The following is a 25891-nucleotide window of genomic DNA, read 5'->3' on the forward strand; positions in this document are numbered from 1 at the left end:
GCGCTAAGCGGCGGTACGCGGGCGGGTGTTGCGGAATTCGATGCGCTTCTTGGCCGTGCCGACCTCGACGATGCGCTTCACGAAGATGCCGGGCGTGTGGATGTGGTCGGGATTGAGTTCACCGGCGGGAACCAGATGCTCGACCTCGGCCACCGTGATCTTCGCGGCGGTCGCCATCATCGGGTTAAAGTTGCGCGCGGTCTTGCGGTAGATCAGGTTTCCGGCGGTGTCGCCCTTCCAGGCGTGCACGATGGCGAGGTCGGCGAACAGGCCGCGCTCCATCAGGTACTTCTCGCCGTCGAATTCCTTCACTTCCTTGCCTTCGGCGATCAGCGTGCCGACGCCGGTCTTGGTGTAGAAGGCCGGGATGCCGGCGCCGCCGGCGCGGATGCGCTCGGCCAGCGTGCCCTGCGGATTGAACTCGAGTTCCAGCTCGCCGGCGAGGTATTGCTGGGCGAACAGCTTGTTCTCGCCGACATAGGACGAGATCATCTTCTTGATCTGGCGGGTTTCGAGCAGGCGGCTAAGGCCGATGCCGTCGACGCCGGCATTGTTGGAGACCACGGTCAGGCCCTTGACGCCGGAATCCCGGATCGCGTCCGACAGCTCCTCGGCAATGCCGCAGAGGCCGAAGCCGCCCGACATGATCATCATGTTGTCTTTTAGAATGCCTGACAGCGCCGACTTGGCGTCGGGATAGACCTTGTTCATGCAAAAAACCTCGACTGAACCTTGGGCTGGCGGGCGTCGCGCCTCATTGGCGGCGATTATTAGGCGAAATCGTCCGAAGCCGTCAATGATACGGGGTTCTCCGCTCCGCCCCCGGGTGATAGAAGCTGCCCATGCCGTGGGCATAACCGCGCAGCGGCCTTGAAAGCGTCAAGAAAACCCATCAAGTTGCGGTACTTAACACCATAGGATCTGGGCGTCGGCACAGACGTTTCGCGGCCCGCCCTTCTGGCTCCAACGACCAACCCGATCAGGACATGCCATTGACCATGGCCCAAGGAATGAAGCGCCTCGGGACGCCGATCGCGGCGCTGCTCGGCGTCGCGCTGATCGCCCTGATCGCGACCTCCTGGCTCATCAACCGCGACGCGCTGCGCAAGGCGGTCGAAGCGCAGATCCGCGACGTCACCGGGCTCGAGCTCAATGTCGCAGGCAGCATCGAGATCTCGGTGCTTCCGGCGAGCTACATCTCCTTCCGCGACGTCGGCCTCAAGGGCGGCGGCACCAGCGCTCCCGCGCTCCAGGTCGACGTGCTCACCGCGAATTTGCGGTTGCTGCCGCTCCTGCTGCAGCGTTTCGAGATCGCCGACCTGACGCTGCTGCGGCCGCGCATCCACGTCAGCCTGAAGCCGGACGGCGAGAGCAACTGGACGCCCTTCATCCAGACCATCGCACGCACCATGAAGCCCGGGGCCGAGAACCAGGTCTCGTTCTCCGAAATCCGCATCCAGGACGGCGTGCTCGACTACGAGGACGTTGCCACGCATGCCACCGAGAAGCTCGAGGACATCGACCTGTCGCTGGCCTGGCCTTCGATCTCGCGCTCTTTTGCCGCGACCGGGCAGTTCGACTGGCGCGGCGAGCGCGTCGACGGCTCGATCAGCTTTTCCGATTTCGTCGCCGCCCTCTCCGGCGACCGCTCCGGCCTGAAGGCGCGCATCGCCAGCGCGCCGCTCAAGCTCGCCTTCGACGGCAGCGTCGCCAATCGCACCAGCGCGATGATGGAGGGCACGCTCACAGTGGACAGCCCGTCCTTGCGCAACGCGCTGCGCTGGACCGGACAGCCGCAGCCCGGCAGCGGCGGCTTCGGCCGCTTCGTGCTGAAGGCGCGCGCCAACGTCGTCGGCGCCTCGATCGCGCTCACCAATGTCAACGTCGAGCTCGACGGCAATGCCGCCGAAGGCGTCATGACCTACGCCAATAACGGCCGGCAGACGCTGCAGGCCACGCTCGCCGCCGACGCGCTCGACTTCACACCTTATATCTCGACGTTCCGCCTGCTCGCGAGCGGCGCGCGCGACTGGAACAGGCAGCTGTTCGACCTCCAGGGATTGTCGACCACCGACCTCGACATGCGCCTGTCGGCGGCCAAGCTGACGGTGGGGCCCACGCGGCTCGGCCGCACCGCGATCGGCGCCAATTTGCGCAATGGCACGCTGGCCCTCTCGGTGGGCGAGGCGCAGGTCTATGGCGGGATCGCCAAGGGCTCGTTCGGCATCGCGCGGTCCGATACGGTCGCCGACATCAAGGCGCAATTCCAGTTCACCGATGTCGATCTGCAGGCCTGCGCCACCGAGCTGTTCGGCCTCAACAAGCTGTCCGGCCGCGGCAACATCAACGTCTCGCTGTTCGCCTCGGGCTCGAGCCCGTTCGGCCTCGTGCAGTCGCTCGACGGCAGCGCCACCGTGACCGGGCATAATGGCGCGATCGCGGGCTTCAATGCCGAGCAGCTGCTGAAGCGGCTGGAGCGGCGGCCGCTGTCGGGCGGCGGCAATTTCCGCAGCGGCTCGACGCCATATGACAAGCTCACGATCGCCGTGAAATTCTCCGACGGCATCGCAACCGCCGAAGACATCCGCATCGAAGGCCCGGCGGCCAAGATTACGCTGACCGGCACCGCTTCGGTGCCGGCCCGCGAATACGACATGAAGGGCGTGGCGAGCCTCAACACAGCGTCCGGCTTTCAATTGCCCTTCATGGTGCAGGGCCCCTGGGACGATCCCCTGATCTTTCCCGATCCCGAAAGCCTGATCCGGCAGTCGCCGGCGGCGTCTCCCTTCCTCGATCTCCTCAAGCAACGCATCACGGGTGGAAAGCGCCCGGAGGGACCGCCGACCGCCGAAAATGCGAAAGAGGGCGCGAAGTCGAACTGACGATTGTGCGCCGTGGAGCGCGCGCGAATTGATCCCGGTGAATTGATGCGGCGATTGGATCGATGCGCGCATGATGCATCTCCGACGCGCTACGACCTTGGTCCGACAAGATGCGTTGATTGCGCTACCACCATGCGCTAGTGTTTTATACGACCGGTTAAAACACCGGCCGTTTGAGGGAGAAAAACGTGAAATCCAAGGTTATTGGCGCAGTTTCATTGGCGGTCGCTGCGGTTGGGCTGTTTGCCGCCACTGCGCCCGCATTTGCACAACAGAAGACGATCACGGTCTGGTGGGTCAAAGGCTTTTACAAGTCTGAGGACGAAGCGCTCGCCGAGACGATCAAGAAGTTTGAAGCCAAGACCGGCATCAAGGTCGAATTGTCGCAATACGCGATCCAGGACATGATTCCGAAGACCGTCGCAGCGCTCGATGCGGGCACCGTGCCCGACGTCGCCTATTCCGACAGCTACGACGTGCAGGTACAGGGCAAGTGGGCCTATGAGGGCAAGCTCGAGGACCTCACCGACGTCATGGAGCCGATCAAGGGCCGGTTCGTGCAGAACACGCTGGACGCCTCGATCCTCTACAACGACGTCGCCAAGAAGAAGGCCTATTACGGCTTCCCGCTGAAGCAGCAGAGCATGCACGTCCAGATCTGGAACGACATGCTGGAGAAAGCCGGCTTCAAGCAGAGTGACATCCCGAACGACTGGACCGGCTACTGGAGCTTCTGGTGCGACAAGGTGCAGCCGGCGATCCGTAAGGCCACAGGCCAGCGCATCTATGCCGTCGGCCAGCCGATGGGCGTGGAATCCACCGACTCGTTCCAATCGTTCTACACCTTCATGGACGCCTACCACGTCAAGCTGGTCGACGACGACGGCAAGCTGCTGGTCGACGACCCCAAGGTCCGCGACGGCCTGATCAAGGCGCTGAAGGACTACACCGACACCTACACCAAGGGCTGCGCCCCGCCCTCCGCGACCACCTGGAAGGACCCGGACAACAATGTCGCCTTCCACAACAAGACGATCGTGATGACCCACAACTTCACGATCTCGATCGCAGCAAAATGGTACGAGGAGTCACAGAACCAGAACCTCACGCCGGAACAGCGCGAGGCCGGCAAAAAGGCTTATGAGCAGGACATCGTCACGGCGTCCTTCCCCAAGGCTCCCGATGGCTCGACCATCAAGTATCGCTCCGACGTCAAGACGGGTCTGATCTTCACCGCGGCCAAGAACAAGGCCGAGGGCAAGCAGTTCCTCAACTTCCTGCTGCAGGAAGAGAACATCCGTCCCTACATCGAGGGCGCGCTCGGCCGCTGGTTCCCCGTGACGAAAGAAAGCCAGGAAAGCCCGTTCTGGCAGGCCGACAAGCATCGCAAGGCCGTCTACACTCAGTTCAAGGGCGGCACCTCTCAGTTCGACTTTACCAGGAACTGGAAGTTCACGATCTTGAACAATGAGAACGTGTGGGCGAAGGCGATGAACCGCGTCGTCAGTGAGAAGGTTCCGGTCGACAAGGCCGTCGACGAACTCATCGCCCGCATCAAGCAGGTCGCGGGCTGAGTCGTCCGCCCATCTCTCCGCGTTGCGGGGGAGAGTGCAACAACAACACCGGCCGCGTCTCGCGGCCGGCTTCTCTTTGAAGAGTCCGAAAGAATGGCGATCACGCTCTCTGGCGATCAGGCAATACCCGGCCCGCCCCTGTCGTCGCGGCTGACCCCGGCGCAGGTCTGGGGCATCCTCCTGCTAACACCTTATCTGCTCGTCTTCCTTGCCTTTGTCGTCTATCCCGTCTGCTACGGGCTCTGGCTGGCACGCGATCCGGCGAACTATGTGGCGCTGTATCACGACCCGATCTTCGCGCGCGCTGCAATCAACACGCTGATCTTCCTGGTCGTCGGCATCAACATCAAGATGATGATTGCGCTGTTCCTGTCCGGCTTTTTCGCGCAGCAGCGCACCTGGATCAGATGGCTGTCGGTGATCTTCATCCTGCCCTGGGCGGTGCCGTCGATCCCGACCATCCTGTCGGTGCGCTTCATGCTCAATCCCGAATGGGGCATGGTCAACCACTTCATCTTCTCCCTGACCGGCGATGACGGCCCGAACTGGCTGAACGACCCGACCGTCGCGCTGTGCATGGCGATCGCCGTGCACATCTGGAAGTCGCTGCCGTTCTGGACGCTGATCCTGATCACCGGGCGCCTTGCGATCTCGCACGATCTGTTCGAGGCCGCCGAGGTCGACGGTGCCAGCTGGTGGCAGAAATTCCGCTACATCACCTGGCCGTCGATGCAGACGCTCTACGTCACCTGCACGCTGCTCTCGATGATCTGGACGCTGGGCGATTTCAACAGCGTCTACCTGCTCACCGGCGGCGGACCTGCCGACCTCACGCACGTGCTGGCGACGCTCGGCATCCGCTATCTTCGGCTCGACCAGCTCTCGCTCGCGATGGCATCCATCGTCTGCGCGATGCCGTTCGTCCTGCCACTGGTTTACTTCATGATGAAACGGTTGTCGCGATGAAGCTTCCCTCCCTCCGTGACGTCGCGACGGAAGCGCGGCTGCTGCTGATCGGCATTCCCGTCTTCCTGTGGACGATGATCCCGATCTACCACATGTTCCTGTTCGCGATCTCCCCGAAGGAGGACGCGTTCTCGGGCAAGCTGTGGCCGGACCATCCGACGCTGCACAACTTCGAAATCGTGTTCAAGCAGCAGCACTACTTCCTGCGCGACTTCTACGCCCAGTTCTGGAATTCGACGCTGATCGCAGTCTCCGTGGGCGTGCTCACGCTGTTCATCGCGACCGCCGCGGCGTTCGCGATTTCGCGATTGAAGGTGCCGGGCGGCCGCGCCGTGCTGAACCTCGCGCTCTTCACCTATTTCATTCCCGCGGCGTTCCTCGCGGTGCCGATGTATCGCACCATGGGCAATTACGGCCTGCTCAACAATCACTGGTCGCTGATCCTGGCCATGGTGACGATCGCCTCGCCTTACGCGATCTGGGTGCTGAAGCAGGCCTCGGACAAGCTGCCGGTGGAGCTGGACGAGGCCGCGGTGATGGACGGCGCCACCACGCTGCAGATCTTCCGCCTGGTCTATTTGCCGCTGATGATGCCCTCGCTGGTCGCGATCGGCACCTATGCGGTGCTGCTGGCCTGGAACGAGTATCTCTACGCGTTCCTGCTGCTGTCGAACGACCGCGACATCACCCTTCCCGTCGCGCTCGGCAACTTCCTCGCCGCCGACGACTCGCCGTGGGAGCTGCTGATGACGACGGGCTTCATCTACGCGCTGCCGCCGGCCGCGGTCTATTACGCCTTCCGCCGCTACATGGTGGGCGGGCTCACGGCGGGTGCGGTGAAGTCGTAAATGGGCTGTCATTCCGGGATGGTCCGAAGGACCAGACCCGGAATCTCGAGCTTCTCAGGTGCGCCATTCCGCACCATGGTTCAATGCTGCGTATCGCTCCGGAGTGACGCTCTCCCCTACAGCGGCGCCGCGCTCTCGCCCTGCGAGTTCGACAGCTTCGAGGCGAGCGAGGCAATGACGATCACCACCGCGATCAGCGCGATCACCAGCGTGCAGATCGCGTTGATCTCGGGCTTCACGCCGAGCCGCACCTCCGAATAGATGCGGATCGGCAGCGTCGCCGAGCCTGGGCCCGTGGTGAAGCTCGCGATCACGAGATCGTCGAGCGACAGCGTGAATGCCAGCATCCAGCCGGCGACGATTGCAGGGGCGATCAGCGGCAGCGTCACGGCAACGAACGCACCGACGGGATTGCAGCCGAGATCCATCGCCGCCTCCTCCAGCGAGCGATCGAGCGAGCCGAGGCGCGACTGCACGACCACCGTGACGAAGCACATGGTGAGCGTGGTGTGGGCGATCGTCACCGTCCAGAAACCGCGCTCGGCGTTCAGCGCAACGAACAGCAAGAGCAGCGACAACCCGGTGATCACCTCCGGCATCACCAGCGGTGCGTAGAGCATGCCTGAGAACAGGGTGCGACCACGAAAGCGTTCACCGCGCGACAGCGCCACCGCTGCGAGCGTGCCGAGCAGCGTCGCGATCGTCGCGGAGGCGACAGCGACCCGCAGGCTCATCCAGGCCGCCTCGATCATGGCGCGATCGTTGAACAACTCATGATACCAGCGCAGCGACCAGCCGCCCCACACCGTCACCAGGCGCGAAGCGTTGAAGGAATAGAGAACGAGGATCAGGATCGGCAAATAGAGGAACGCCAGCCCCAGCGCGAGCGAGGCGATGTTGAAGCGGGACAGGCGGGAGATCCTGCGCATCGCCGCTAGCTTCCCTGCTCCAGCTGCCGCTTCTGCAGCCGTTCGTACAGCAAGAGCGGCACCAGCAGCACGACGAGCAGCACGATCGCCGCAGCGGAGGCGACCGGCCAGTCCTTGTTGGTGAAGAATTCGAGCCACAGGGTCTGGCCGATCATCAGCGCGTTGGAGCCGGCCAGGAGATCCGGGATGACGAATTCGCCGACGATCGGGATGAAGCACAAGAGCACGCCGGCGCCGACGCCGGGCAGCGACAGCGGGAAGGTGACGAGCCAGAACACCCGCCAGGGCGGCGCGCCGAGATCGGCAGCCGCTTCCTCCAGCACCGGCTCCATCTTGGCGAGCGTCGCGTAGAGCGGCAGGATCATGAACGGCAGATAGGAATAGACGATGCCGATATACATCGCGGTGTCGGTGGAGAGCCACACCACGGGCTGGCTGAAAAGATGCAGCGCCAGCAGGACCTGGTTCAGCAGGCCGTCGTGCTGGAGGATGTTGATCCAGGCGTAGATGCGGATCAGGAACGAGGTCCAGAACGGCACGATCACCAGCACCATCGCCACCGCCTGCCAGCGCTGCGGCAGCCGCGCCATCCCGTAGGCGATGGGATAGCCGATCAGGAGCAGTAGCGCGGTGGCCGTGAGGGCGACGGTGAGGCTGCGGACATAGGCGAAGACGTAAATGTCGTCGGAGGCGAGCAGCTTGAAATTGTCGACCGAGAGCGCAGCGAACGCTGCCTTCAGCGCGTCCCATCCCGCCGTGAGGTCGAACACCGGCTCGTAAGGCGGCTGCGCGATCGCGGTCTGGGACAGGCTGATCTTGAGCACGAAGCCGAACGGCACCAGGAAGAACAGCACCATCCAGACATAGGGCGCGATGGCCGCGAAGCGCGCCGGCTTTGCGAAGATGCGGCGCGAGCTCATGATTGCAGCACCACGCAATCGTCGGGCGTGAACCAGGCGACGACATGCTGGTTCAGGCTGTACGCGTCGACGTCCAGCCGCGCGCTGTTAGCGACCGACGCCTGCAGCATCCCGCCGGTGTCGAGCTTCACCTTATAGGTGGTGGTGCCGCCGAGATAGCAGATGTCCGCGATCACGCCCTCGAGGGTGTTGATCGCCGTCTCACGACCGGCCTCGTTGGCCGGGCCGCGCCGCGACAGCTTGACCTTCTCGGGGCGGATCGCGACCGCCAGTTTTCCGGTGCCGACGGCCTCGCGCGGCTCGGCCACCACCAGCGCCCCCGCATCAGGCGTGCCGATGACCAGACGATGACCGTCGCGCAATTTTGACTCGCCGTCGAACAGGTTGATGTCGCCGACGAACTCGGCGATCCAGCGCGAGCGCGGCGCCTCGTAGAGCTCGCGGGGGCTCGCGACCTGGGCGAGCTTGCCTGATTTCATCACGCCGATCCGGCTCGCCATCGTCATCGCCTCCTCCTGGTCGTGGGTGACGATGATGAAGGTCATGCCGAGCCGCCGCTGCAGTTCCATCAGCTCGGCTTGCGTGTTTTCGCGAAGCTTCTTGTCGAGGGCTGCGAGCGGCTCGTCGAGCAGCAGGAGCTGCGGGCGGCGCGCCAATGCGCGGGCGAGCGCCACGCGCTGGCGCTGACCGCCGGACAGCTGGTCCGGCTTGCGCTTCTCCAATCCCTCGAGCTTGACCAGCGCCACCATCTCCGCGACGCGCGTGGCGATGTCGGCACGCGGCATGCCGGCGCGCTTCAGGCCGAAGGCAATGTTGTCGCGTACCGACAGATGCGGGAACAGCGCATAGTTCTGGAACATCATGTTGATCGGGCGCTCGTGCGGCAGCGCCTGCGCGATATCCTTGCCGCCGAGCAGGATACGCCCCTCGTCCGGCGCCTCGAAGCCCGCGAGCATGCGCAAGAGCGTGGTCTTGCCGCAGCCGCTCGGGCCGAGCAGCGCGAAGAACTCGCCGGCCTTGATATCGAGCGACACGCCGTCGACGGCGCGGAACGTGCCAAAGGTCTTGGCGACGCCCTCGATGCGCAGCAGCGGCTGGCCGGCCGCCGGACATGCGTCTCCGCCAGCCGGTTCAGCCGCAACGTTCATCCCGGGCAATTCTTCCGCCATGGTCCCTGCCAACCCCGATTCCGCCGCACGCTAGCGGCCGATTGGCTTTTGCTCAACCGGTTCGGGGAAAACTTACATCGCGCCGCCGTAGCCCGGATGGAGCGAAGCGGAATCCGGGGCTGTTCGCCGGCGCAGAGACTCTCCCGGATTTCGCTTCGCTCCATCCGGGCTACACCAGTGACCGGCTCACATCCGCCATGAACGCCGCCAGCGCGTCGTGGTCCGCCGCAGGCATTGTCAGGCCCAGCTTGGAACGGCGCCACAGAACGTCATCCGGAAAACGCGCCCACTCGCAGGTCATGAGATATCGCACCTCCGCGCCGGTCAGTTCGGGACCGAAGGCTGGGCCAAGCTCTTTGCGCGTCCTTGCTTCACCGAGCACGGCCGCCAATCGCGAGCCGTAGGCCGCGACCAGGCGCTGGGCTTCCGGCTCGGACAGAAAGCGCCAGCGCTCGCGTGCGCGGTCGACCTCGGTGTCGAAACGATCCCAGGCGAAATCTCCGCCTGGCAGCGCTGCGCCGGCGGTCCAGGGCGGCGACATCGGATAGAACGGCGTCAGCCTCGTCACCGCCCGCTCGGCGCGCCGGCGCGCGGTGGTGAGGTCGCCGCCGAACATCGTGATCAGCGGTGCCTTGCGCCGGCGCGCGTGGAACAGGGTTGTGCCCTCGCGTTGCCGCGCGGACGCGGGCCTCAGATTGACGCCGCAGACCGTCCGGACCACGTCGGTCGGGGCGACGCGCTCGCGGAAGTAGCGGCTCGCCGCTTCGCAGAGATAACCGACATCGGCCCCTCGCACTGCCACGATGGCGGGGTCGCCGGTGAAATCGTGCGTGACTGTGCCGATCAGCGTGAACGCGCGCTCAAACGGGCTTGCGAAGATCAGTCGGCCGTCGCTGTTCTGGAACACGTAGACATTGTCTGAATCGAACAGCCTGGGCACGATGATCTGGCTCATCTGCATGGCCGTCGCGGCGGGCTGCGGCTGGCGCAGGACGGTCTCCGCGACGATCGAGGTCCAGCCGCCACTGGTATTGGCCAGCGCCCTTGCTGTAACGGAGCGGCGGTGGCCGCGGTCGACCACGGCGAGCCGCCAGATGTCGGTTCGGTCGGCACGCACGCAGCGCGCCCCGGTCCGGATCGTCGCACCACGCTCGGCGGCGTCCAGCGCCGTGAGCACGACAAGGCGGGAATCGTCGACGATACAGTCCGAATATTCGAACGCCGTGCCGAACGGGCGCTTCAGCGCGTTGCCGACCGGGTGATGGGTGATGTCGAGGGTCGTCGATCCGGGCAGGCCGCTCCGGCCGGCGAGGACGTCATAAAGAAACAGGCCGGCCCGCAGCAGCCACGGCGGACGCTCGTCCACATGTGCAGGAATCACGAAACGCATCGGCCGCACCAGATGCGGCGCGATGGCGAGCCAGGTCCGGCGCTCGGCCAGTGCCCGGCGCACCCGCCAAAAGCCGCGGCGCTCCAGCACCGAGAGATCGCCGTGGATCAGCCGCGGTGTGGCCGACGACGCCGCGCCGCCGAGATCGCCCTGCTCGAACAGGATCACCCGCAGGCCGCGGCCCGCCGCATCGCGGGCGAGGCTGACGCCGTTCAGGCCGCCGCCGATGATCGCGAGGTCGTAATCCGCCATGAAGCCGTCGAATGGGAGCGAAGCACTCCCATCCACTAGAGCGATTTCCGTTCCGATGAAATCGGAACGGTGGCTCTAGATTCATATTCTGACGCGTTTTCTTGACGCGAGCCGCTGTCCACTTCGCTCGAAAACGCTCTAACCGGTCTTCAGCGCAAGCTCCATGGCTTCGGCGCGGCCGACGAGCCCGGCATATTTGCCGATCGGCAACGGCTTGCCGAGCAGATAGCCCTGCACCCCGTCACAGCCTTCCTTGGCGAGGAAGGCGAGCTGGTCGAGCGTCTCGACGCCCTCGGCGATGATCGACATTTCGAGGCCGTGGCCGAGGTCGATGACGGCGCGCACGATCGCCGCCGATTGCGGGTTGCGGCCGAGATTGATGATGAAGGCGCGGTCGATCTTGATCTTGTCGAACGGGAACGCCTGGAGATAGCTCAGCGAAGAATAGCCGCTGCCGAAATCGTCCATGGAGATGCGCACGCCGAGCGCCTTCAGGCGGCGCAGCAGCGCAAGGCCGCGATCGAAATCCTCGATCAGAACACCTTCGGTGATCTCGAGCTCGAGCCGGCCGGGTGCGAGGCCCGTCTCGATCAGAATCGAATGGACGAGGCCGACCACGTCGCCGTGCATGAACTGCGCCGGCGACAGATTGACCGCGACCTGCAGCGGCTTCGGCCAGGACGCCGCCTCGCGGCAGGCCTCGCGCAGGATCCACTCGCCCATCTCGACGATGAGGCCGCTCTCCTCGGCGATGGGAATGAATTCGGCCGGCGAAACCTGGCCGCGCACCGGATGCTGCCAGCGCGCCAGCGCCTCGAAGCCGATGATCTCGCTCTCGGCGACGCTGTGGCCCGCGGCCCCCTGCGGCTGGAAGGCGAGCGAGAGCTCGCCGTTCTTGACCGCCATGGAGAGGTCCTGGTGCAGCACGCGGCGGTCGCGGATCTGCTGGTCCATCTCGGGCTGGTAGAGGCTGATCGTGCCGCGCGACTTCTGCTTGGCGCGGAACAGCGCCGCGCCGGCATTGGCGAGCAGCGAGGCGCCATCGGTGCCATTGTGGGGAAAGACCGACATGCCCGTGGTGATGCCGGCGCGGACCGGCCGGCCGTCGATCTGAAAATCCTTCGCGACGGCTTCGCCGATCTGCTGCGCCAGCGCGAGGCCGGCCTCGGGCTGCTTGCCGTCGATGATCAGGCCGAACTCGTCCCCGGACAGGCGCGCCACCACGCCGCCGCGTGCGGAATCCTGGAGCCGATGGGCGACCTCGATCAGGAGCTTGTCGCCGAGCGCATGGCCGAAGACGTCGTTGACCTCCTTGAGGCCGTCGAGGTCGACGCAGAGCACCGCGAACTCCTCGCCGGTGCCCTCGCAAGCCTCGATCATCTGGGTCAGAGCCTGCAGGAAGGCGGCGCGATTCGGCAGATCGGTGAGGCCGTCGTGATAGGCCATGTGCGCCATGCGCGACTCGGTCTGCCGGCGGTCGGTGACGTCCTCGTGGGTCTTGATCAGATATTGCGGCTCGCCGGCATCGTTGACCACAGTGGCGCGGCGGGTCAGGAACAGCCGCAGGCCGCCCTTGGTGGAGATCGGATGCTCCTCGGTGATCATCCCGCGCTTCTTGATCGCGGCCTCGTCGCGCGCGACGATCAGCTTGGCTTCCTTGGCGTTGAAGATGTCGGACGCGGTCAGTCCGGTGGCTTCCTCGCGCCTGCGGTTGAGGATCGTCTCCGCGCTGCGGTTGGCGAGCAGATAGCGGCCATCCTTGACCTGCTCCACGATCAGCGCAACCGGGATGTTGTCGACCACGAGCTCGAGGAACTTCTTGGTGCTCTCCAGCTCCTGCGACAGCGAGCGGCGGTCGGTGATGTCCTCGAACAGGATGAGCAGAAATTCGGGCTTGTTGCTCTCGTTGCGGACCACGATCCGGATCGAGGCGACCATGCGCCGCGCGCCGGCACGATCCACCTCGAACTCATTGCGGTGCTGGCCATCCGGCGAATTGAGCGCGGCCTGGTCAGCGGCCTCGATGCTGGCCGCCGAGGCCGACGCAAACAGCTCCCGTGCATTCCTGCCGACGGCGAAGTCTCGCGACAATCCCCAGAACTTCTCATAGGCGCTGTTGGCGAAGATGTAGCAGCCGTCCTCGATGTTCTTGGCCGCCACGCAGGCCGGCACATGATCGAGCACCGATTCCAGGAACTGCTTGGTGGAGGCGAGCTGCCGCGACAGGTTGCGCTGCTCGGTGACGTCGAGATGGGTCGCCACCGAGCCGCCGTTCGGCAACACGAAATACTTCACCAGGATAGCCCGTCCGTCCGGCAGTTCCGTGGTCAGGCCATTGGCGCTCGATGCCTTTTGGTAAAATTCGTCATCGGTGACGCCGAGCACTCCGCGCTCGCGGCGCAGCCTCAGGATGTCGCAACCGGTCATGTTGGGCCGGAGGTCGGATCGCGTCAGGCCATAGATCTCGAGATAGCGGTCATTGCAGAAGATGACGCGGCGCTGCGCATCCGTCATCACCACGCCCTGGTTGAGGTTGTTCATGGCGGAGGAGATGAAGGCGTTGCGACGCAGCTGCAAACGGCTGGACCGGCGCAGCGAGGAATGGATCCACAGCCCGATCGCGGCGAGGAACGAGCAGACCACGATGCCCGCGATGAGGGCTTCCCAGATCACGCCGGGATCAAGCCTGGTGAGATCGCCCGGAACGGCAAGGCTGTCCGATGCCGCAAAGGCGCGCGCAGGCGCGCCCGTAACGGCCAGGCATAGGAGGGCGTGCACAGCAATCGAAAGCGTGCTGCCCACGTGCCAGTTCTTCTCAGCCATCAGCCACCCGCGATTTCAACGTCGGATTGTCTGGCTTCGCGGGTTTGGATCGGGTAAACGCCTGTGGGCACAACAGAATAATGTGACATAAAATGCGGCAATTGCCCTGACATGATAAACGACTTCTTAACGGAAGCCCCGCCTGCGCCGCCGCATCCGGACCGTGCGCCACCGGTGCTTCCAACTGGTATCCTGCACAACCATGGATAGGGTCGATTGCGTCGTCATCGGAGCCGGCGTGGTCGGGCTCGCGGTGGCCCGGAAGCTCGCCCAGGCCGGGCGCGAGGTGATCGTGCTCGAGGAAGCCGAGGCGATCGGCACCGTCACCTCCTCGCGCAACAGCGAGGTGATCCATGCCGGCATCTACTACCGGGCCGGGAGCTGGATGGCGCGCATGTGCGTGGCAGGCAAGCACGCGCTGTACCGCTACTGCGCCGAGCGCGGCATCCCGCACAAAAATTGCGGCAAGCTGATCGTCGCGACCAGCCCGAAGGAGACCGAGAAGCTGCAATCGATCAAGGCGCATGCCGAGGCCAACGGCGTGCTCGACATGCAGCTGCTCTCGGGCGAGGCCGCACGCGCGCTGGAGCCGGCGCTCGCCTGCGACGCCGCGCTGCTGTCACCGTCGACGGGCATCATCGACAGCCATTCCTACATGCTCTCGCTGCGCGGCGAAGCCGAGGACGCCGGCGCAGCTTTCGCGTTTCACACCCCGCTGATCCGTGCCAAGGCGGCGGCCGGCCTCATCGAGATCGATGCCGGCGGCGAGGCACCGATGACGCTGCAATGCAGCCTCCTCGTCAACGCCGCGGGGCTGTCGGCAACGCATGTGGCGCGCAGCATCGACGGCATGCCGCTGGACCGGATTCCGCCGGCCTATCTCGCCAAGGGAAACTACTTCAGCTGCAACGCCAGGGCGCCGTTCTCGCGCCTGATCTATCCGGTGCCGGAGCCCGGCGGCCTCGGGGTGCACTTGACGCTGGACATGGCAGGACAGGCGCGCTTCGGGCCTGACGTCGAATGGATCGAGACGATCGACTACGAGGTCGATCCGTCACGCGCCGAGCGCTTCTATCCCGCGATCCGCAAATACTGGCCGACGCTGCCTGACGGCGCGCTGATGCCGAGCTATTCGGGCATCCGCCCGAAGATCGTGCCGCCGGCCGTGGCCACGCAGGATTTCTTGATGCAGGGCCCGCGCGATCACGGCGTTGCAGGCCTGATCAATCTGTTCGGCATCGAATCGCCGGGACTGACGTCCTCGCTCGCGATCGCCGATCACGTCGCCGAGCTCGCAGATATCGACAGTGTTTCGAGAAGCGGATAAGTGTGCGCGTCGAGAGCCACGGGTCCAAGCAAGAGTGAGCGCCGCACAACCGTGTTGCACGGTACACACCTTGCAGCAGGGATGAGCACGGATGCTCTCATCCCTGCGTGAAGGACGTGATCAACTCTACACTGTCACGGGGGTTACTAGTGGAGCGTGTCGCCAGATTGCTTCAGACGCTCGATCTGGTCCTTGACCATCAACTTCCGGCGCTTCAACTCAACAATTTGCAGGTCGTCTGTTGAAAGGTGCACGAGAGCTTCGTGCAATTCGTTTTCGAGAAGTTTGTGCTTCCGTTCCAATTCAACGAGATGTGCCTGAATTGTCATTCGAAACCTCCTCGGTAGGGTTGAACCTTTAGGATTCGATCCGGACAACCAAGTCTACATCACCGATTCGTCCTGTCGATGGGTATCCGTCGTTGCAGCGTCATTTTTGAAAGTTCATATGTAACGAAGCGTGACTAAGGGAACCACGCCGGAAAAATCCATGATATCAATACGCCGACGCACCGCCGCAGCTCCCTGCAGAAATATGTTGCTGGAGATCGGGGACGAGGGATCGCAGATCGCTTGCGATCACGCGGCGCAAGGACGATAATTTCCACAGGGCATCCACAGCCCGGATCTCACGCCTATCGGTTTTCGGCCACCGCAGACATGACCAATGAAGATGAGCGTGAGCTCGAAGCCGAGCTCACCCGGTTGCAGCAGGAACACCGAGATCTCGATGCGGCGATCGATGCATTGCATCAATCGCCCGCCCCCGACCTGTTGCGGTTACAGCGCCTGAAGAAGCGCAAGCTGTTGTTGCGCGACCGCATCGCATTCATCGAAGACCAGATCACCCCCGACATCATCGCCTGACCGTGAGCCGGTCTTGCGCGGCGCCCCGCCGCTTCCGAATCCGCTTGACTCAATAAGAACAAAATAGGAACATTCGCGGGCGCCCCAACACCTCAGAGAACGCTCAAGGACAACACACGAGGACAACGCAGATGTCGGCAACCGCCCTTTTTGACAACAGCCATTACGAACAGGCCTGCGATCAGGCGATCGCGATGTGCGACGGCAATCTGCGCAGCACCATCAAGGCGCTGATCATGGCCAACGAATATCTGGAAGCCGAGCTGGAGGAATTGCAGGCGGCGATTTCAGCCGGCTGCATTCCGGAGATCTCGCGCAGCAAGATGCGGAGCAAGAGCAGCGCCGCATAATCTTCAACCTTGGAGCAACGCCATGTCGGATGTGACCTATTACGTTGCAATGCCCTTCTTGATCGATGACGACGGATCACCCGTCGCAGGCGCTGCAGAGGAGTGTCAGTCCTCGACGGCGGCGCTGCGACGCGCAGAGATGCTGGCGCGCGGCGCCGGCCATATCGGCGCGATCGCGTTCAGCCGCAGCGGCGATCCCATGACCGGCGAATTCGGCGACGCGACGCTGCTGCGCAAGTTCGGCACCGTGCCGGAAGATCTTGCCACCCTCTAGACTAGCGCTCGCCGCCGACCAGCCTGATCCGCGGCTCGTGCCGGCGGCTCGCCTTGCGCACATACATGGCGGCATCCGCCTCCTCCAGGGCGCGGCCTGCACCGGATTGCGGACCGAGCAGCGCGACGCCGGCCGAGGCGCCCGCGGTCACGTGCTGGCCGCGAAAAACGAATGACAATTCGTCGATCGCCTGCTCCAAGGCCGCAGCCTTGACCTTCGCATCGGTCTCGCTGAGATTCCAGAGCAGCAGCGCGAACTCGTCGCCCCCGAGCCGGCCGACCACGTCGGAGGCGCGGACCTGTCGCGTCAGCGTGGCGACGATCGCCTTGAGCACCTCATCGCCGGCGGCATGACCGAAGGAATCGTTGATCGGCTTCAGCCGATCGACGTCGAGCACGATCAGCGCCCCGCTGGCGCGGTAGCGCTTCATATAGGCGATGGCGCGCGCAAGCTCGCGCTCGAAACCGCGCCGGTTGGGAATCCCGAGCAGGAAATCGGTATCGGCGGCCGCCTCGAGCTCCGAGATCCGCAGCAGGGCCGCCTTGAGCTTGCTCCTGAGGCCGCGGATGATCGCCTTGCCGTCATCAGCAGCCGGCGCTCTGCGCAAGGCCGGTTTGGCCGCGCGGCTCGAAACGGCTTTGGAGCGGGCGGCGCTGATGTTCCGGCCCTTTCTGGCCTTCACAGGGCTCGCCCTTTTCGGTTTCTTCATGGGCATCCTGCTCAATGAAGGCTTGCGGGGATTCACCAAGACAGGATAGTGGATTCCCTTCTCCTTGCCACCGCCTTGCGAGCCGCCGGCCGGAATCATTAATCTGGCCTATCTCTCTGTTTTTCTGGGCACAATTGACGTCATGACCGCGCCGATCGCCATCATCATGGGAAGCCAGTCGGACTGGGACACGATGCGGCACGCCGCCGACACGCTTGACGCGCTCGGCATTGCTGCCGACAGCCGCATCGTCTCGGCCCACCGCACGCCCGACCGGCTGTTCGCATTCGCCAAGGGTGCCAAGGCCGCAGGTTACAAGATTATCATCGCCGGCGCCGGTGGCGCGGCCCATCTGCCCGGCATGGCGGCGGCGCTGACGGAACTTCCCGTCTTCGGCGTTCCCGTCGAATCCAAGACGCTCAAGGGCGTCGATTCGCTCTATTCGATCGTCCAGATGCCCGCGGGCATTCCGGTCGGCACCCTCGCCATCGGCAAGGCCGGCGCGATCAATGCCGCGCTGCTGGCAGCGGCCGTGCTGGCATTGTCCGACCCGGCCCTGTCGGATCGCCTCGCCGCCTGGCGCAAGGCCCAGACCGAGGCGGTCGCCGAGCGGCCGGAGGACAAGGCGTGACGGACACCAGGCACGTGAAGCTGAAGCCCGGTGACACCATCGGAATCCTCGGCGGCGGACAATTGGGCCGGATGCTGGCCATGGCCGCGGCGCGACTCGGCCTGCGCTGCCAGGTGTTCTCGCCCGATCCGGATTCGCCGGCCTTCGACGTCGTGCTGAACGCGACCTGCGCCGAATATGCCGACGTCGAGGCGCTCGAATTGTTCGCGCATGATGTCGACGTCATCACCTACGAATTCGAGAACGTGCCGGCGGCAGCCGCGCTGGTATTGGACGCGCGCCGCCCGGTGCTGCCCAACCGCAAGATCCTCGAGACGACCCAAGACCGGCTCGCCGAGAAGGATTTCGTGACGAAGCTCGGGATCGGCACTGCCGCCTACGCCGACGTCACCTCCGTCTCCTCGCTGCGCGAGGCGATCGCCAGGATCGGCCTTCCAGCGGTGCTGAAAACCCGCCGCTTCGGCTATGACGGCAAGGGCCAGGCCATCATCCGCGAGGGCGACGACATCGCGAAGGTGTGGACCAGCCTCGCCACCAAATCGGCGATCCTGGAGGCCTTCGTGCCCTACGAGCGCGAGATCTCCGTGATCGCCGCGCGCGCGGCCACGGGCGAGGTCGAGTGCTTCGACGTCACCGAGAACGAGCACCGCGACCACATCCTGAAGATATCGCGTGCGCCCGCGCCGATTCCTGACGCGCTCGCCGAGGAGGCGCGCAGCATCGCGAGCAAAATCGCAAGCGCGCTCGACTATGTCGGCGTGCTCGCGGTCGAAATGTTCGTGCTGGCAGGCGGCACCGGACCGAAGGTGCTGGTCAACGAGATCGCGCCGCGCGTGCACAATTCCGGGCACTGGACGCTCGACGGCGCCTCCGTCTCGCAGTTCGAGCAACACATCCGCGCCATCGCCGGCTGGCCGCTCGGCAAGCCGGTGCGCCACGGCGACGTCGTCACCATGACCAACCTGATCGGCGACGAGATCAACGATTACGAAAAGTGGATGAGCGTGCCGGGCGCGACCGTGCACATCTACGGCAAGGGTGCGCCGCGCCCCGGCCGCAAGATGGGCCACGTGACGGAAGTCAGGCCGCCCCGCGACAAGTGACGGGATCGCAGCAAGAGCTGCAATCCCGCCGGGCGATTGTGACTACGCCGTCTTCACGCCCGCAACGACGCCGCTGGGCTCCTCGCTGAGCCAGCGATAGATCACCCCGCCGAGCGCGCCGCCGATCAGCGGCGCGACCCAGAACAGCCACAGCTGCGACAGCGCCCAGCCGCCGACGAACAACGCCGGGCCGGTGCTGCGCGCCGGGTTCACCGAGGTGTTGGTGACGGGAATGCTGACGAGGTGGATCATCACCAGCGCGAGCCCGATCGCCAGCGGAGCGAAACCCGCCGGCGCGCGCCCATGGGTCGCCCCCATGATGATGAACAGGAACATCATGGTCATCACCACCTCGGTGAGGAAGCCGGCCATCATGCTGTACTGACCGGGCGAATGCGCGCCATAGCCGTTGGAGGCGAAGCCCTTGCTGACGTCGAAGCCGGGCGCCCCACTCGCAATGACATAGAGCAGCGATGCGGCGACAATCGCGCCCGCCACCTGGGCGATCACATAAGGCAGGATCTGGCCGGCCGGAAAGCGGCCGCCGGCGGCGAGACCGACCGTGACGGCCGGATTCAGATGGCACCCGGAGATGTGGCCGATCGCGTAGGCCATGGTGACGACGCTCAATCCGAAAGCCAGGGACACGCCGACCAGCCCGATCCCGACCTGCGGGAAGCCGGCGGCGATCACCGCGCTTCCGCAGCCCGCGAATGTCAGCCAGAAGGTGCCGATGGCTTCGGCAGCATATTTTTTGATGTCCATTGTAGTCCCTCATTGCAAAGATTCCGGAACAAAGCTCCGGTGCGGCCCCGTCCTCGGCGCCAAATCGCCCAAATCGGGGCCGCATGGAGGTATTTTCGCCGCATTTAATGGCCGAACTTGGCCCGAAAATCCGCTTGGCCGGTGGACATCTGCGGTTTTGTCTGATACATCCGCGCGCTCAAGGTTAAGGGCTTGCGCGTTTCGCCATCCCCTTTGACTTACCAGAATTCAAATCCGATCCACCTGAAGAGGATGCCGCGTGCAGGTTCTCGTTCGCGATAACAATGTTGATCAAGCCCTCAAGGCGCTGAAGAAGAAGATGCAGCGCGAGGGAATTTTCCGCGAGATGAAGCTCCGCGGTCATTACGAGAAGCCCTCCGAGAAGAAGGCCCGCGAAAAGGCCGAAGCCGTGCGCCGCGCGCGCAAGCTGGCCCGCAAGAAGCTGCAGCGCGAAGGCCTGCTGCCGATGAAGCCGAAGCCGGTGTTCGGCGCCGGCCCGGGCGGTGATCGCGGCGGTCGTGGCGGCCCCGGCGCAGGTCCGCGCGGACCGCGCTGAGCCGATTCAGCAAGACTCTAGTTTTCGATGACGCGGGCCCCGGGCCCGCGTTATTGTTTTGAGGACTTGTCGGATCAAGCTCTAGCGCGAGCCAACCGTAGATGGCCTCCCCTTTCTCCCAGCGCGGCCTTCCGCGACGGCGCCGGATCTGGCAGCCGCCGCTCGCGGCGGCCCTGACGGGGATCGTGCTGGGCGGCTGCTCGTTCGATCTGGGATCACTGATGCCGGAGAAGGACAAGCCGCAGGAGGCCCCCAAGGCCGCCGCGCCGGCCGAGAGCGCGGTGAGCGCCGGCAACGTCACCGAAGCCCAGGCCCATACCGCGAAGGCTCAATCTCTGGCGAAGTCAGGCGAGGCCGCGGCAGCGCTCGACGAGTTCAATCGCGCGATCGGCCTCGATCCCTACAATGCGCAGGCGCTCTATGGCCGCGCCCTGATCTACCAGGGCAACAACCAGCACGACTTCGCGATCGCCGATTTCAGCGCCGCCAGCGGACTCAACCCGCAAAAGGCCGAGCCGCTGCTGGGCCGCGCCAACAGCTATCTCGCGCTCGGCAAGGTCAAGGAGGCCGCAGCCGATCTCGACGAAGCCTCCGAGGCCGATCCGAACAATGCCCAGGTCTGGACCGCGCGCGGTCAGGTCTATGAGCGCTTGGGCGACAAAGCCAAGGCGGCGGCGTCCTACACCAAGGCGGTTGCGCTTCGTCCACGCGACGAACCCGCTCGCAGCGGTCTCGCCCGCGTCGGCGGCTGACGGTTTGGCGGAGGCTGAGCGGAGTTCTAGTCGGGCGTGGCGCTCTTGGGCAGAACGGCGTTGAACATCGACTTCATGCCCGACAGCATCTCGTCGGCGACATTGGTCTTCTTCGGCCGCGGCAGGGCGGCGCCCGCATCGGCACGCAGGTCGAGCGGCGGTGCGATGACCGGCACGGGAATGTCGGCCGGCGGCGTCACCCGATTCGGATCATCGTTGCCGATCGAGGCCGTGTAGGGCGGATTGGAGCCCCCATTGCCATAGGCCTCGGGTGAGGGCGTCGAGACATTGATCGGCGGCGGCAGCGGACGGACTGGAGACGGCTCCACATTCACGACACGCGGAGCCTCCGGCGTGCGGGCGGCGTCCCGCACCGCAGGCTCAGCCGGCTTGGTCTCCGACGCGCGAGCCTCGGCAGGCTTGGTTTCCGACGACCTGGCCTCGGCAGCCTTGCCCTCGGGCGACTTGCGCAGGCGCTCGATCGCAGCACGCGCCAGATCGTTGGCGTCGGGAGCCGCGGAAGCCGCCGTCGGGGCCGAATTGGCCTCAACCACGGGAGCAGAAGCCGCCGGTGCGGATTTCGCCGCGGCCTTGTCGCGGGCAGAGGGACGTCCGCGCGGACCGGTGTCAGCGGGAGCCACGTCTGCGGCCTTGGTCTCGGCGGCCGGCGGATGATCGACCGGCTTCTCGACCGCCGCCTTGTCCGTCACGCTCTTCTCGGGGATGCCCTTGGCCTTGACGCCGGAGGCGGGAAGGTTGGCGGTATCGGTGGGTTTGCCGTCGCTGCCGGTCTGGGCAGGCGCGGTCACGGCGGCTGGGGTGTCGGCGGCCGGCTTGGCGTTGATGTAATGATTGACGATGTAGGCCCCGATGATCGTCGCGAGCACCGAGGGGAAAATATCCATCGAAATTTTTGCGAGGTATTTCAGCATTCCGACCACACTCCCCGCGCGACCTGATGCGGGAACTTTAGGGCATTGTGAGGGATCAACTGCGACGGATCGATGGCAAACGGTGGCGCGACCCTAGCGCTTCAGCTCAATTTCAAGGAACACGATCTCAGTTGAGGTTTCGTTAAGTACGTCATGCTGGACGCCGGCCTTGCGGAAATAGGATTTCCCGGCGGCAAGCTGCGCCTTGGACCTTTCGCCATTGGGCGCGACGATGGTCATCTCGCCGGCGGCGAGCGGAACGATCACATAGTCCATGCCATGGGTGTGATGGCCGGTGGCGCTGCCGGGGGCAAGCCGCCATTCCGTCACCCGGACCTCTTCGTTGTCGACCTGAACCTCGGACTGGGCGGCAAGCACCGGGAGCTCCTTCTAGGGTACGAAAACCATGAACACGTAGACGGCAAATACCACCATATGCACCAGGCCGAACAGGACATTGGTCCTGCCCGTGCCGAAGGTCAGCATGCTCAGGAAGAAGGTCAGCAGCAGGAGCACGCTGCCCTGGGCGCCGAGGCCGAGCTCGAGCTCCTTGTCGAGCGCGTAAGTGGCGACCCCGACGGCAGGAATGGTCAGGCCGATGGTCGCCAGCGACGATCCCAGAGCGAGGTTGATGCTCTTCTGGAGGTCGTTCTGGCGGGCCGCCGAGACGGCCGCGACGCCTTCCGGCATCAGGATCAGAAGCGCGACCAGAAGCCCGGCAAAGGCCGGCGGCGCGCCGATCTTGGCCGCGACGGCGTCGACCACCAGCGAGAATTTCTTGGAGAGCAGCACGACCGCCAGCAGCGCGATCAGCAGCAGCACGACGCTGAGCACCAGCATCCTGCCCGACAGATGCACCTCGCCGCTGCCGGCGTACGCCCGCTCGTGGACGAAGTAATCCTTGTGCAGGACCGTCTGGGTGTAGAGAAACACCGCATAGAGCGCCAGCGTGACCACGTCGACGAAGCCGAGCTGGACCGCCGAATAGACAGGCCCCGGCGTGGTGGTGGTGTAGTTCGGCAGGATCAGCGTGATGGTCGCGAGCGCGAACAGGACGCTGAGATAGACGTTGGCGCCGGAGAGCTGAAAACCCTGCTCGCGATAGCGCAGGCCGCCGATGAAGATGCAGAGCCCGACGAGGCCGTTGCAGACGATCATGACCACGGCGAACACGGTGTCGCGCGCCAGTGCCGGGGCAGGCTTGTCGCCCAGCATGATCGTGGTGATCAGCGCGACCTCGATGATGGTCACCGAGAGCGTCAGCACCAGCGTGCCGTAGGGTTCGCCGACCCGCTCCGCGATCACCTCGGCATGATGAACCGCCGCGAACACCGTGCCGAACAGGATGACCAGAAGGACGACGGTGAAGAGAAGACCGCCAAACGACAGCGTGAAGACGTAATCCGTGGCGCTGACGGCTGCGAACAACAGCAGGGCCAGCGCCGGAAAGACCCAGGCCGACCGGGGCATCGGATCATGAGCGCTCATCCATCGGCTCCAACTACAAAGCGAGCAATAGCAAATCGGCCGGCGGATTCAATGCCAGTGCAGGATCGGTGCGACCGGCAGGAACGTCAGCAACAGGAACAGCGGGATCAGCACGGCGCCGGCGCGCAGGAGATAACCGAAGAAGCTCGGCATCGCGACGCCGTTCTCGCGGGCGATGCTGCTCACCATGAAGTTCGGCGCGTTGCCGATATAGGTGAGTGCTCCCATGTAGACCGCTCCCATGGAGATCGAGGCGAGCGTGCCCGAGAGCTGATGCATCAACACCTGCGGATTGCCGCCGGCGAGCTCGAAGAACAGCAGATAGGTCGGCGCATTGTCGAGGAACGCGGACATCAGGCCGGTGAACCAGAAATAAACGACCTCGCGCGGCGCGCCATCCGGCGCCGTCACCGCCGACAGCAGCCAGGCGAACGCGCCGTGATGGCCGGCATTGAGCATGGCAATGACCGGGATGATGGCGACGAAGATGCCCGCGAACAGTTTTGCGACCTCGCGGATCGGCTCCCAGGTGAAGCCGTTGGCCTGCCTGTGCTCGTCGGGCGTCAGCCACACCGACAGCGCCGCGATGGCCAGCAGCGCCAGGTTGCGCGCGACGTCCTCCAGCTCCAGCTTGGTACCGAAAATGTCGAAGGCAATGTCGGGCCTCCACATCGCCGAGGCGAGAAGGCTGGCGACGATGGCTGCGATCAGCACCAGATTGACGAGGCCGCGGATGCGCAACGGCTCTCCCCGGCCTGTGTCGGCGGGCGGCGGCTCACTGCGAAAGCGCCAGACGTCGACGACGGCGAAGATCGCGAGCAGCAGGACGGCGACGAGTGCGGTCTGCAACCAGATGGTCCGCGTGGTCCAGAAGAAGTCAACGCCATGCAGGAAGCCGACGAACAGCGGGGGATCGCCGAGCGGGCTCAGCGCGCCGCCGACGTTGGCCACCAGGATGATGAAGAAGATGACGACATGGGTGTTGTGGCGCCGCTGCCGGTTGGCGCGGATCAAGGGGCGGATCAGGATCATCGCGGCACCCGTGGTGCCGACGATGCTCGCCCCCAGCGTGCCGAGCGCGAGGATGCCGACATTCGCCGCCGGCGTGCCCTTGATGTCGCCGGTGATGAGGATGCCGCCCGCCACGACATAGAGAGCGAACAGCAGCACGATGAAGCCGAGATATTCGGCGAGCATGGCATGGACCAGCGCCGCCAAGGTCGCCGCGCCGCCGGCAAAGACGACGAGCGCGGCGAGCGCCAGCAGCGACCAGGCGGCGGTGATCTTGCCGTAGTGGTGATGCCAGATCTTCGGCAACAGCAGCGGCCCCATTGCAATCGACAGCAACAAGCCGGCAAAGGGCAGCGCATAGGGCCAGCGCATCGCCGCACCATCGAGGCCGGTCGCGGCAAGCGCATTCTGCGGCAGAAGCGTCAAGCAGGAGGCAGCGAGCGCGGGGATGTAACGTTGAGCCAAGCCGTCAGCCGCCAATGAAGCCTCTCGCCGTTTCGATCGCGCCATATTGATCGAGATCGTCGTGCCCGCCGCCCTCGATGCGAACGAACCGCTTGGGCTCGCGGGCGAGCGCGAACAGACGCTCTCCGAAGACGATCGAAATGACAAGGTCATTGGTGCCATGCATGACGAGCAGCGGCACCGTGACGCGCGACATGCGCTGGTCCGAATGGAACGGGTCGCGCATCAGAAGGCGGACCGGAACGAACCAGAACGATGACCCCGCAATGTCGGCCGTCGACGTATAGGGCGCCTCCAGGATGAGTTTTCCAACGCGATGCTCCGAGGCGAGCGCGACCGCGACGCCCGTCCCGAGCGAAAAGCCCCAGGCGACGATTCGTTCCGCCGCATAGCGCGCGGTGGTGAACGCGTAGGCGGCTGCAGCGTCGCGCAGCAGGCCCTGCTCGCTCGGCATCCCGCTCGAGCCGCCATAGCCGCGATAGGACAGCGCAACGAGGCCGGTGCCGTCGGCAGTCATCGCCTTGAAACGGCCGACGCGGCCGGCGAGAAAATCGCCATTGCCGTGGAAGTAGAGGATCACGGAACGACCGGGCTTGGCCGGCACGTGCCAGACGATGACCTGCTCGCCATCAGACGTGGTCAGGACATGCTCTTGCGCCTCGGGAAGGCCCGCAGCATCGGGTGCGGTGCGGCCGGCGGGCGGGATCGGAAACAGCATCTCGCGCTGGCGGACGTACAGCACGAGGAGACCGGCGCAATAGACGGTCAGGAGCACGATGGCGATCCACTTGACAATGCTCATCATTGCGCGGCCGCTCCCTCGCTTGAGACTAGGGCTTGCGACGGCTCCGCAGCAATTTCATGACGTCGGTCGCAGGCTCGCCGGAACGTCGCGGCAGCTGCACGCCG

General features: G+C 64.9%; 26 protein-coding genes. 12 read left to right on the forward strand and 14 right to left on the reverse strand.

Annotated features, from left to right (window positions below; genetic code table 11):
* Positions 1-3: 3 nt before the first annotated feature.
* On the reverse strand, positions 4-711 hold the full coding sequence (locus tag I6F28_RS03020; protein WP_035998773.1) for a CoA transferase subunit A: 708 nt from the start codon (positions 709-711) through the stop codon (positions 4-6).
* A 287-nt stretch (positions 712-998) separates the two neighbouring features.
* Here I6F28_RS03020 and I6F28_RS03025 point away from each other — a divergent pair, with 287 nt between their 5' ends.
* The 4 genes from I6F28_RS03025 to I6F28_RS03040 all read left to right on the forward strand — a co-directional run bounded on the left by I6F28_RS03025 (position 999) and on the right by I6F28_RS03040 (position 6270).
* Positions 999-2882, forward strand: a complete 1884-nt coding sequence (locus tag I6F28_RS03025; RefSeq protein ID WP_225139456.1) for an AsmA family protein — start codon at positions 999-1001, stop codon at positions 2880-2882.
* Positions 2883-3070: 188 nt separating this feature from the next.
* On the forward strand, positions 3071-4456 hold the full coding sequence (locus tag I6F28_RS03030) for an ABC transporter substrate-binding protein (RefSeq protein ID WP_109142529.1): 1386 nt from the start codon (positions 3071-3073) through the stop codon (positions 4454-4456).
* Between the two features lie 93 nt (positions 4457-4549).
* A complete protein-coding gene (locus I6F28_RS03035; RefSeq protein ID WP_035998764.1) occupies positions 4550-5422 on the forward strand; it encodes a carbohydrate ABC transporter permease in 873 nt (290 codons plus the stop codon).
* The gene (locus I6F28_RS03040; protein WP_035998760.1) at positions 5419-6270 is read left to right on the forward strand and encodes a carbohydrate ABC transporter permease; all 852 of its coding nucleotides are present in this window, start codon (positions 5419-5421) and stop codon (positions 6268-6270) included. Before I6F28_RS03035 ends, I6F28_RS03040 begins: the two co-directional genes overlap by 4 nt.
* 116 nt (positions 6271-6386) lie before the next feature.
* On the opposite strand, the gene I6F28_RS03045 is transcribed toward I6F28_RS03040, so the two are convergent.
* The 5 genes from I6F28_RS03045 to I6F28_RS03065 all read right to left on the reverse strand — a co-directional run bounded on the left by I6F28_RS03045 (position 6387) and on the right by I6F28_RS03065 (position 13753).
* Positions 6387-7199 carry an ABC transporter permease gene (locus I6F28_RS03045; RefSeq protein WP_225139245.1) on the reverse strand — a complete coding sequence of 271 codons (813 nt, stop codon included), beginning with the start codon at positions 7197-7199 and terminating at the stop codon, positions 6387-6389.
* A 5-nt stretch (positions 7200-7204) separates the two neighbouring features.
* Entirely contained in the window at positions 7205-8119 is a 915-nt protein-coding gene (locus tag I6F28_RS03050; RefSeq protein WP_225139246.1) for an ABC transporter permease, read from the reverse strand.
* Positions 8116-9288: an ABC transporter ATP-binding protein gene (locus I6F28_RS03055; RefSeq protein WP_225137456.1), complete on the reverse strand. Its 1173-nt coding sequence runs from the start codon at positions 9286-9288 to the stop codon at positions 8116-8118. Before I6F28_RS03055 ends, I6F28_RS03050 begins: the two co-directional genes overlap by 4 nt.
* A 169-nt stretch (positions 9289-9457) precedes the next feature.
* Positions 9458-10930, reverse strand: a complete 1473-nt coding sequence (locus I6F28_RS03060; protein ID WP_225139247.1) for a glycerol-3-phosphate dehydrogenase — start codon at positions 10928-10930, stop codon at positions 9458-9460.
* 138 nt (positions 10931-11068) lie between these two features.
* The gene (locus I6F28_RS03065; protein WP_225139248.1) at positions 11069-13753 is read right to left on the reverse strand and encodes an EAL domain-containing protein; all 2685 of its coding nucleotides are present in this window, start codon (positions 13751-13753) and stop codon (positions 11069-11071) included.
* Positions 13754-13955: 202 nt separating this feature from the next.
* Here I6F28_RS03065 and I6F28_RS03070 point away from each other — a divergent pair, with 202 nt between their 5' ends.
* Positions 13956-15080, forward strand: coding sequence for an NAD(P)/FAD-dependent oxidoreductase (locus tag I6F28_RS03070; protein ID WP_036021966.1), 1125 nt, complete (start codon positions 13956-13958; stop codon positions 15078-15080).
* A gap of 146 nt (positions 15081-15226) precedes the next feature.
* On the opposite strand, the gene I6F28_RS03075 is transcribed toward I6F28_RS03070, so the two are convergent.
* Positions 15227-15409, reverse strand: coding sequence for a YdcH family protein (locus I6F28_RS03075; protein ID WP_008546178.1), 183 nt, complete (start codon positions 15407-15409; stop codon positions 15227-15229).
* A gap of 330 nt (positions 15410-15739) precedes the next feature.
* On the opposite strand from I6F28_RS03075, the gene I6F28_RS03080 reads away from it, so the two are divergent.
* From I6F28_RS03080 to I6F28_RS03090, 3 genes are all read left to right on the forward strand, one after another.
* Positions 15740-15946, forward strand: a complete 207-nt coding sequence (locus I6F28_RS03080; RefSeq protein ID WP_008546179.1) for a YdcH family protein — start codon at positions 15740-15742, stop codon at positions 15944-15946.
* 131 nt (positions 15947-16077) lie between these two features.
* Complete coding sequence (locus I6F28_RS03085; protein WP_035998725.1) at positions 16078-16296, forward strand: hypothetical protein; 219 nt, start codon at positions 16078-16080, stop codon at positions 16294-16296.
* Positions 16297-16318: 22 nt separating this feature from the next.
* Positions 16319-16570, forward strand: a complete 252-nt coding sequence (locus tag I6F28_RS03090; protein ID WP_035998722.1) for a hypothetical protein — start codon at positions 16319-16321, stop codon at positions 16568-16570.
* A gap of 1 nt (position 16571) precedes the next feature.
* Here I6F28_RS03090 and I6F28_RS03095 read toward each other — a convergent pair whose 3' ends face one another.
* Complete coding sequence (locus I6F28_RS03095) at positions 16572-17279, reverse strand: GGDEF domain-containing protein (RefSeq protein ID WP_051056819.1); 708 nt, start codon at positions 17277-17279, stop codon at positions 16572-16574.
* Between the two features lie 142 nt (positions 17280-17421).
* On the opposite strand from I6F28_RS03095, the gene purE reads away from it, so the two are divergent.
* The gene (gene purE / locus I6F28_RS03100; RefSeq protein WP_035998720.1) at positions 17422-17910 is read left to right on the forward strand and encodes a 5-(carboxyamino)imidazole ribonucleotide mutase; all 489 of its coding nucleotides are present in this window, start codon (positions 17422-17424) and stop codon (positions 17908-17910) included.
* Entirely contained in the window at positions 17907-19013 is a 1107-nt protein-coding gene (locus tag I6F28_RS03105; RefSeq protein ID WP_035998717.1) for a 5-(carboxyamino)imidazole ribonucleotide synthase, read from the forward strand. The genes purE and I6F28_RS03105 overlap by 4 nt, the downstream gene beginning before the upstream one ends.
* 42 nt (positions 19014-19055) lie before the next feature.
* Here the strand turns inward: I6F28_RS03105 and aqpZ are convergent, their stop codons facing one another.
* A complete protein-coding gene (gene aqpZ / locus I6F28_RS03110) occupies positions 19056-19778 on the reverse strand; it encodes an aquaporin Z (RefSeq protein ID WP_035998714.1) in 723 nt (240 codons plus the stop codon).
* 259 nt (positions 19779-20037) lie between these two features.
* Here aqpZ and rpsU point away from each other — a divergent pair, with 259 nt between their 5' ends.
* Positions 20038-20334, forward strand: a complete 297-nt coding sequence (rpsU, locus tag I6F28_RS03115; protein WP_008546194.1) for a 30S ribosomal protein S21 — start codon at positions 20038-20040, stop codon at positions 20332-20334.
* Positions 20335-20435: 101 nt separating this feature from the next.
* On the forward strand, positions 20436-21086 hold the full coding sequence (locus tag I6F28_RS03120) for a tetratricopeptide repeat protein (protein ID WP_074447704.1): 651 nt from the start codon (positions 20436-20438) through the stop codon (positions 21084-21086).
* A gap of 26 nt (positions 21087-21112) precedes the next feature.
* Here the strand turns inward: I6F28_RS03120 and I6F28_RS03125 are convergent, their stop codons facing one another.
* The 5 genes from I6F28_RS03125 to I6F28_RS03145 form a co-directional block, all read right to left on the reverse strand.
* Entirely contained in the window at positions 21113-22018 is a 906-nt protein-coding gene (locus tag I6F28_RS03125; protein WP_036021950.1) for a hypothetical protein, read from the reverse strand.
* Between the two features lie 93 nt (positions 22019-22111).
* Positions 22112-22396, reverse strand: coding sequence for a cupin domain-containing protein (locus I6F28_RS03130; RefSeq protein WP_035998690.1), 285 nt, complete (start codon positions 22394-22396; stop codon positions 22112-22114).
* Between the two features lie 12 nt (positions 22397-22408).
* Positions 22409-23506, reverse strand: a complete 1098-nt coding sequence (locus I6F28_RS03135) for a calcium:cation antiporter (protein WP_035998688.1) — start codon at positions 23504-23506, stop codon at positions 22409-22411.
* A gap of 48 nt (positions 23507-23554) precedes the next feature.
* Positions 23555-24889 carry a sodium:proton antiporter gene (locus I6F28_RS03140; RefSeq protein WP_035998706.1) on the reverse strand — a complete coding sequence of 445 codons (1335 nt, stop codon included), beginning with the start codon at positions 24887-24889 and terminating at the stop codon, positions 23555-23557.
* A 97-nt stretch (positions 24890-24986) separates the two neighbouring features.
* Positions 24987-25784, reverse strand: a complete 798-nt coding sequence (locus I6F28_RS03145) for an alpha/beta hydrolase (protein WP_035998702.1) — start codon at positions 25782-25784, stop codon at positions 24987-24989.
* Positions 25785-25891: the final 107 nt, after the last annotated feature.

It is taken from the genome of Bradyrhizobium sp. NBAIM14 (assembly GCF_020193895.1).
Lineage (GTDB): Bacteria > Pseudomonadota > Alphaproteobacteria > Rhizobiales > Xanthobacteraceae > Bradyrhizobium > Bradyrhizobium yuanmingense.

Coding starts and splice junctions, on each gene's coding strand:
- I6F28_RS03135 (WP_035998688.1), bottom strand. CDS start 23,506: ATGAGCGCTCATGATCCGATGCCCCGGTCGGCCTGGGTCTTTCCGGCG.
- I6F28_RS03060 (WP_225139247.1), bottom strand. CDS start 10,930: ATGGCGGATTACGACCTCGCGATCATCGGCGGCGGCCTGAACGGCGTC.
- I6F28_RS03065 (WP_225139248.1), bottom strand. CDS start 13,753: ATGGCTGAGAAGAACTGGCACGTGGGCAGCACGCTTTCGATTGCTGTG.
- I6F28_RS03070 (WP_036021966.1), top strand. CDS start 13,956: ATGGATAGGGTCGATTGCGTCGTCATCGGAGCCGGCGTGGTCGGGCTC.
- I6F28_RS03085 (WP_035998725.1), top strand. CDS start 16,078: ATGTCGGCAACCGCCCTTTTTGACAACAGCCATTACGAACAGGCCTGC.
- purE (WP_035998720.1), top strand. CDS start 17,422: ATGACCGCGCCGATCGCCATCATCATGGGAAGCCAGTCGGACTGGGAC.
- I6F28_RS03045 (WP_225139245.1), bottom strand. CDS start 7,199: ATGCGCAGGATCTCCCGCCTGTCCCGCTTCAACATCGCCTCGCTCGCG.
- I6F28_RS03055 (WP_225137456.1), bottom strand. CDS start 9,288: ATGGCGGAAGAATTGCCCGGGATGAACGTTGCGGCTGAACCGGCTGGC.
- I6F28_RS03140 (WP_035998706.1), bottom strand. CDS start 24,889: ATGCGCTGGCCCTATGCGCTGCCCTTTGCCGGCTTGTTGCTGTCGATT.
- I6F28_RS03075 (WP_008546178.1), bottom strand. CDS start 15,409: ATGACAATTCAGGCACATCTCGTTGAATTGGAACGGAAGCACAAACTT.
- I6F28_RS03090 (WP_035998722.1), top strand. CDS start 16,319: ATGTCGGATGTGACCTATTACGTTGCAATGCCCTTCTTGATCGATGAC.
- aqpZ (WP_035998714.1), bottom strand. CDS start 19,778: ATGGACATCAAAAAATATGCTGCCGAAGCCATCGGCACCTTCTGGCTG.
- I6F28_RS03120 (WP_074447704.1), top strand. CDS start 20,436: ATGGCCTCCCCTTTCTCCCAGCGCGGCCTTCCGCGACGGCGCCGGATC.
- I6F28_RS03035 (WP_035998764.1), top strand. CDS start 4,550: ATGGCGATCACGCTCTCTGGCGATCAGGCAATACCCGGCCCGCCCCTG.
- I6F28_RS03125 (WP_036021950.1), bottom strand. CDS start 22,018: ATGCTGAAATACCTCGCAAAAATTTCGATGGATATTTTCCCCTCGGTG.
- I6F28_RS03145 (WP_035998702.1), bottom strand. CDS start 25,784: ATGAGCATTGTCAAGTGGATCGCCATCGTGCTCCTGACCGTCTATTGC.
- I6F28_RS03050 (WP_225139246.1), bottom strand. CDS start 8,119: ATGAGCTCGCGCCGCATCTTCGCAAAGCCGGCGCGCTTCGCGGCCATC.
- I6F28_RS03040 (WP_035998760.1), top strand. CDS start 5,419: ATGAAGCTTCCCTCCCTCCGTGACGTCGCGACGGAAGCGCGGCTGCTG.
- I6F28_RS03080 (WP_008546179.1), top strand. CDS start 15,740: ATGACCAATGAAGATGAGCGTGAGCTCGAAGCCGAGCTCACCCGGTTG.
- I6F28_RS03095 (WP_051056819.1), bottom strand. CDS start 17,279: ATGAAGAAACCGAAAAGGGCGAGCCCTGTGAAGGCCAGAAAGGGCCGG.
- I6F28_RS03025 (WP_225139456.1), top strand. CDS start 999: ATGGCCCAAGGAATGAAGCGCCTCGGGACGCCGATCGCGGCGCTGCTC.
- I6F28_RS03020 (WP_035998773.1), bottom strand. CDS start 711: ATGAACAAGGTCTATCCCGACGCCAAGTCGGCGCTGTCAGGCATTCTA.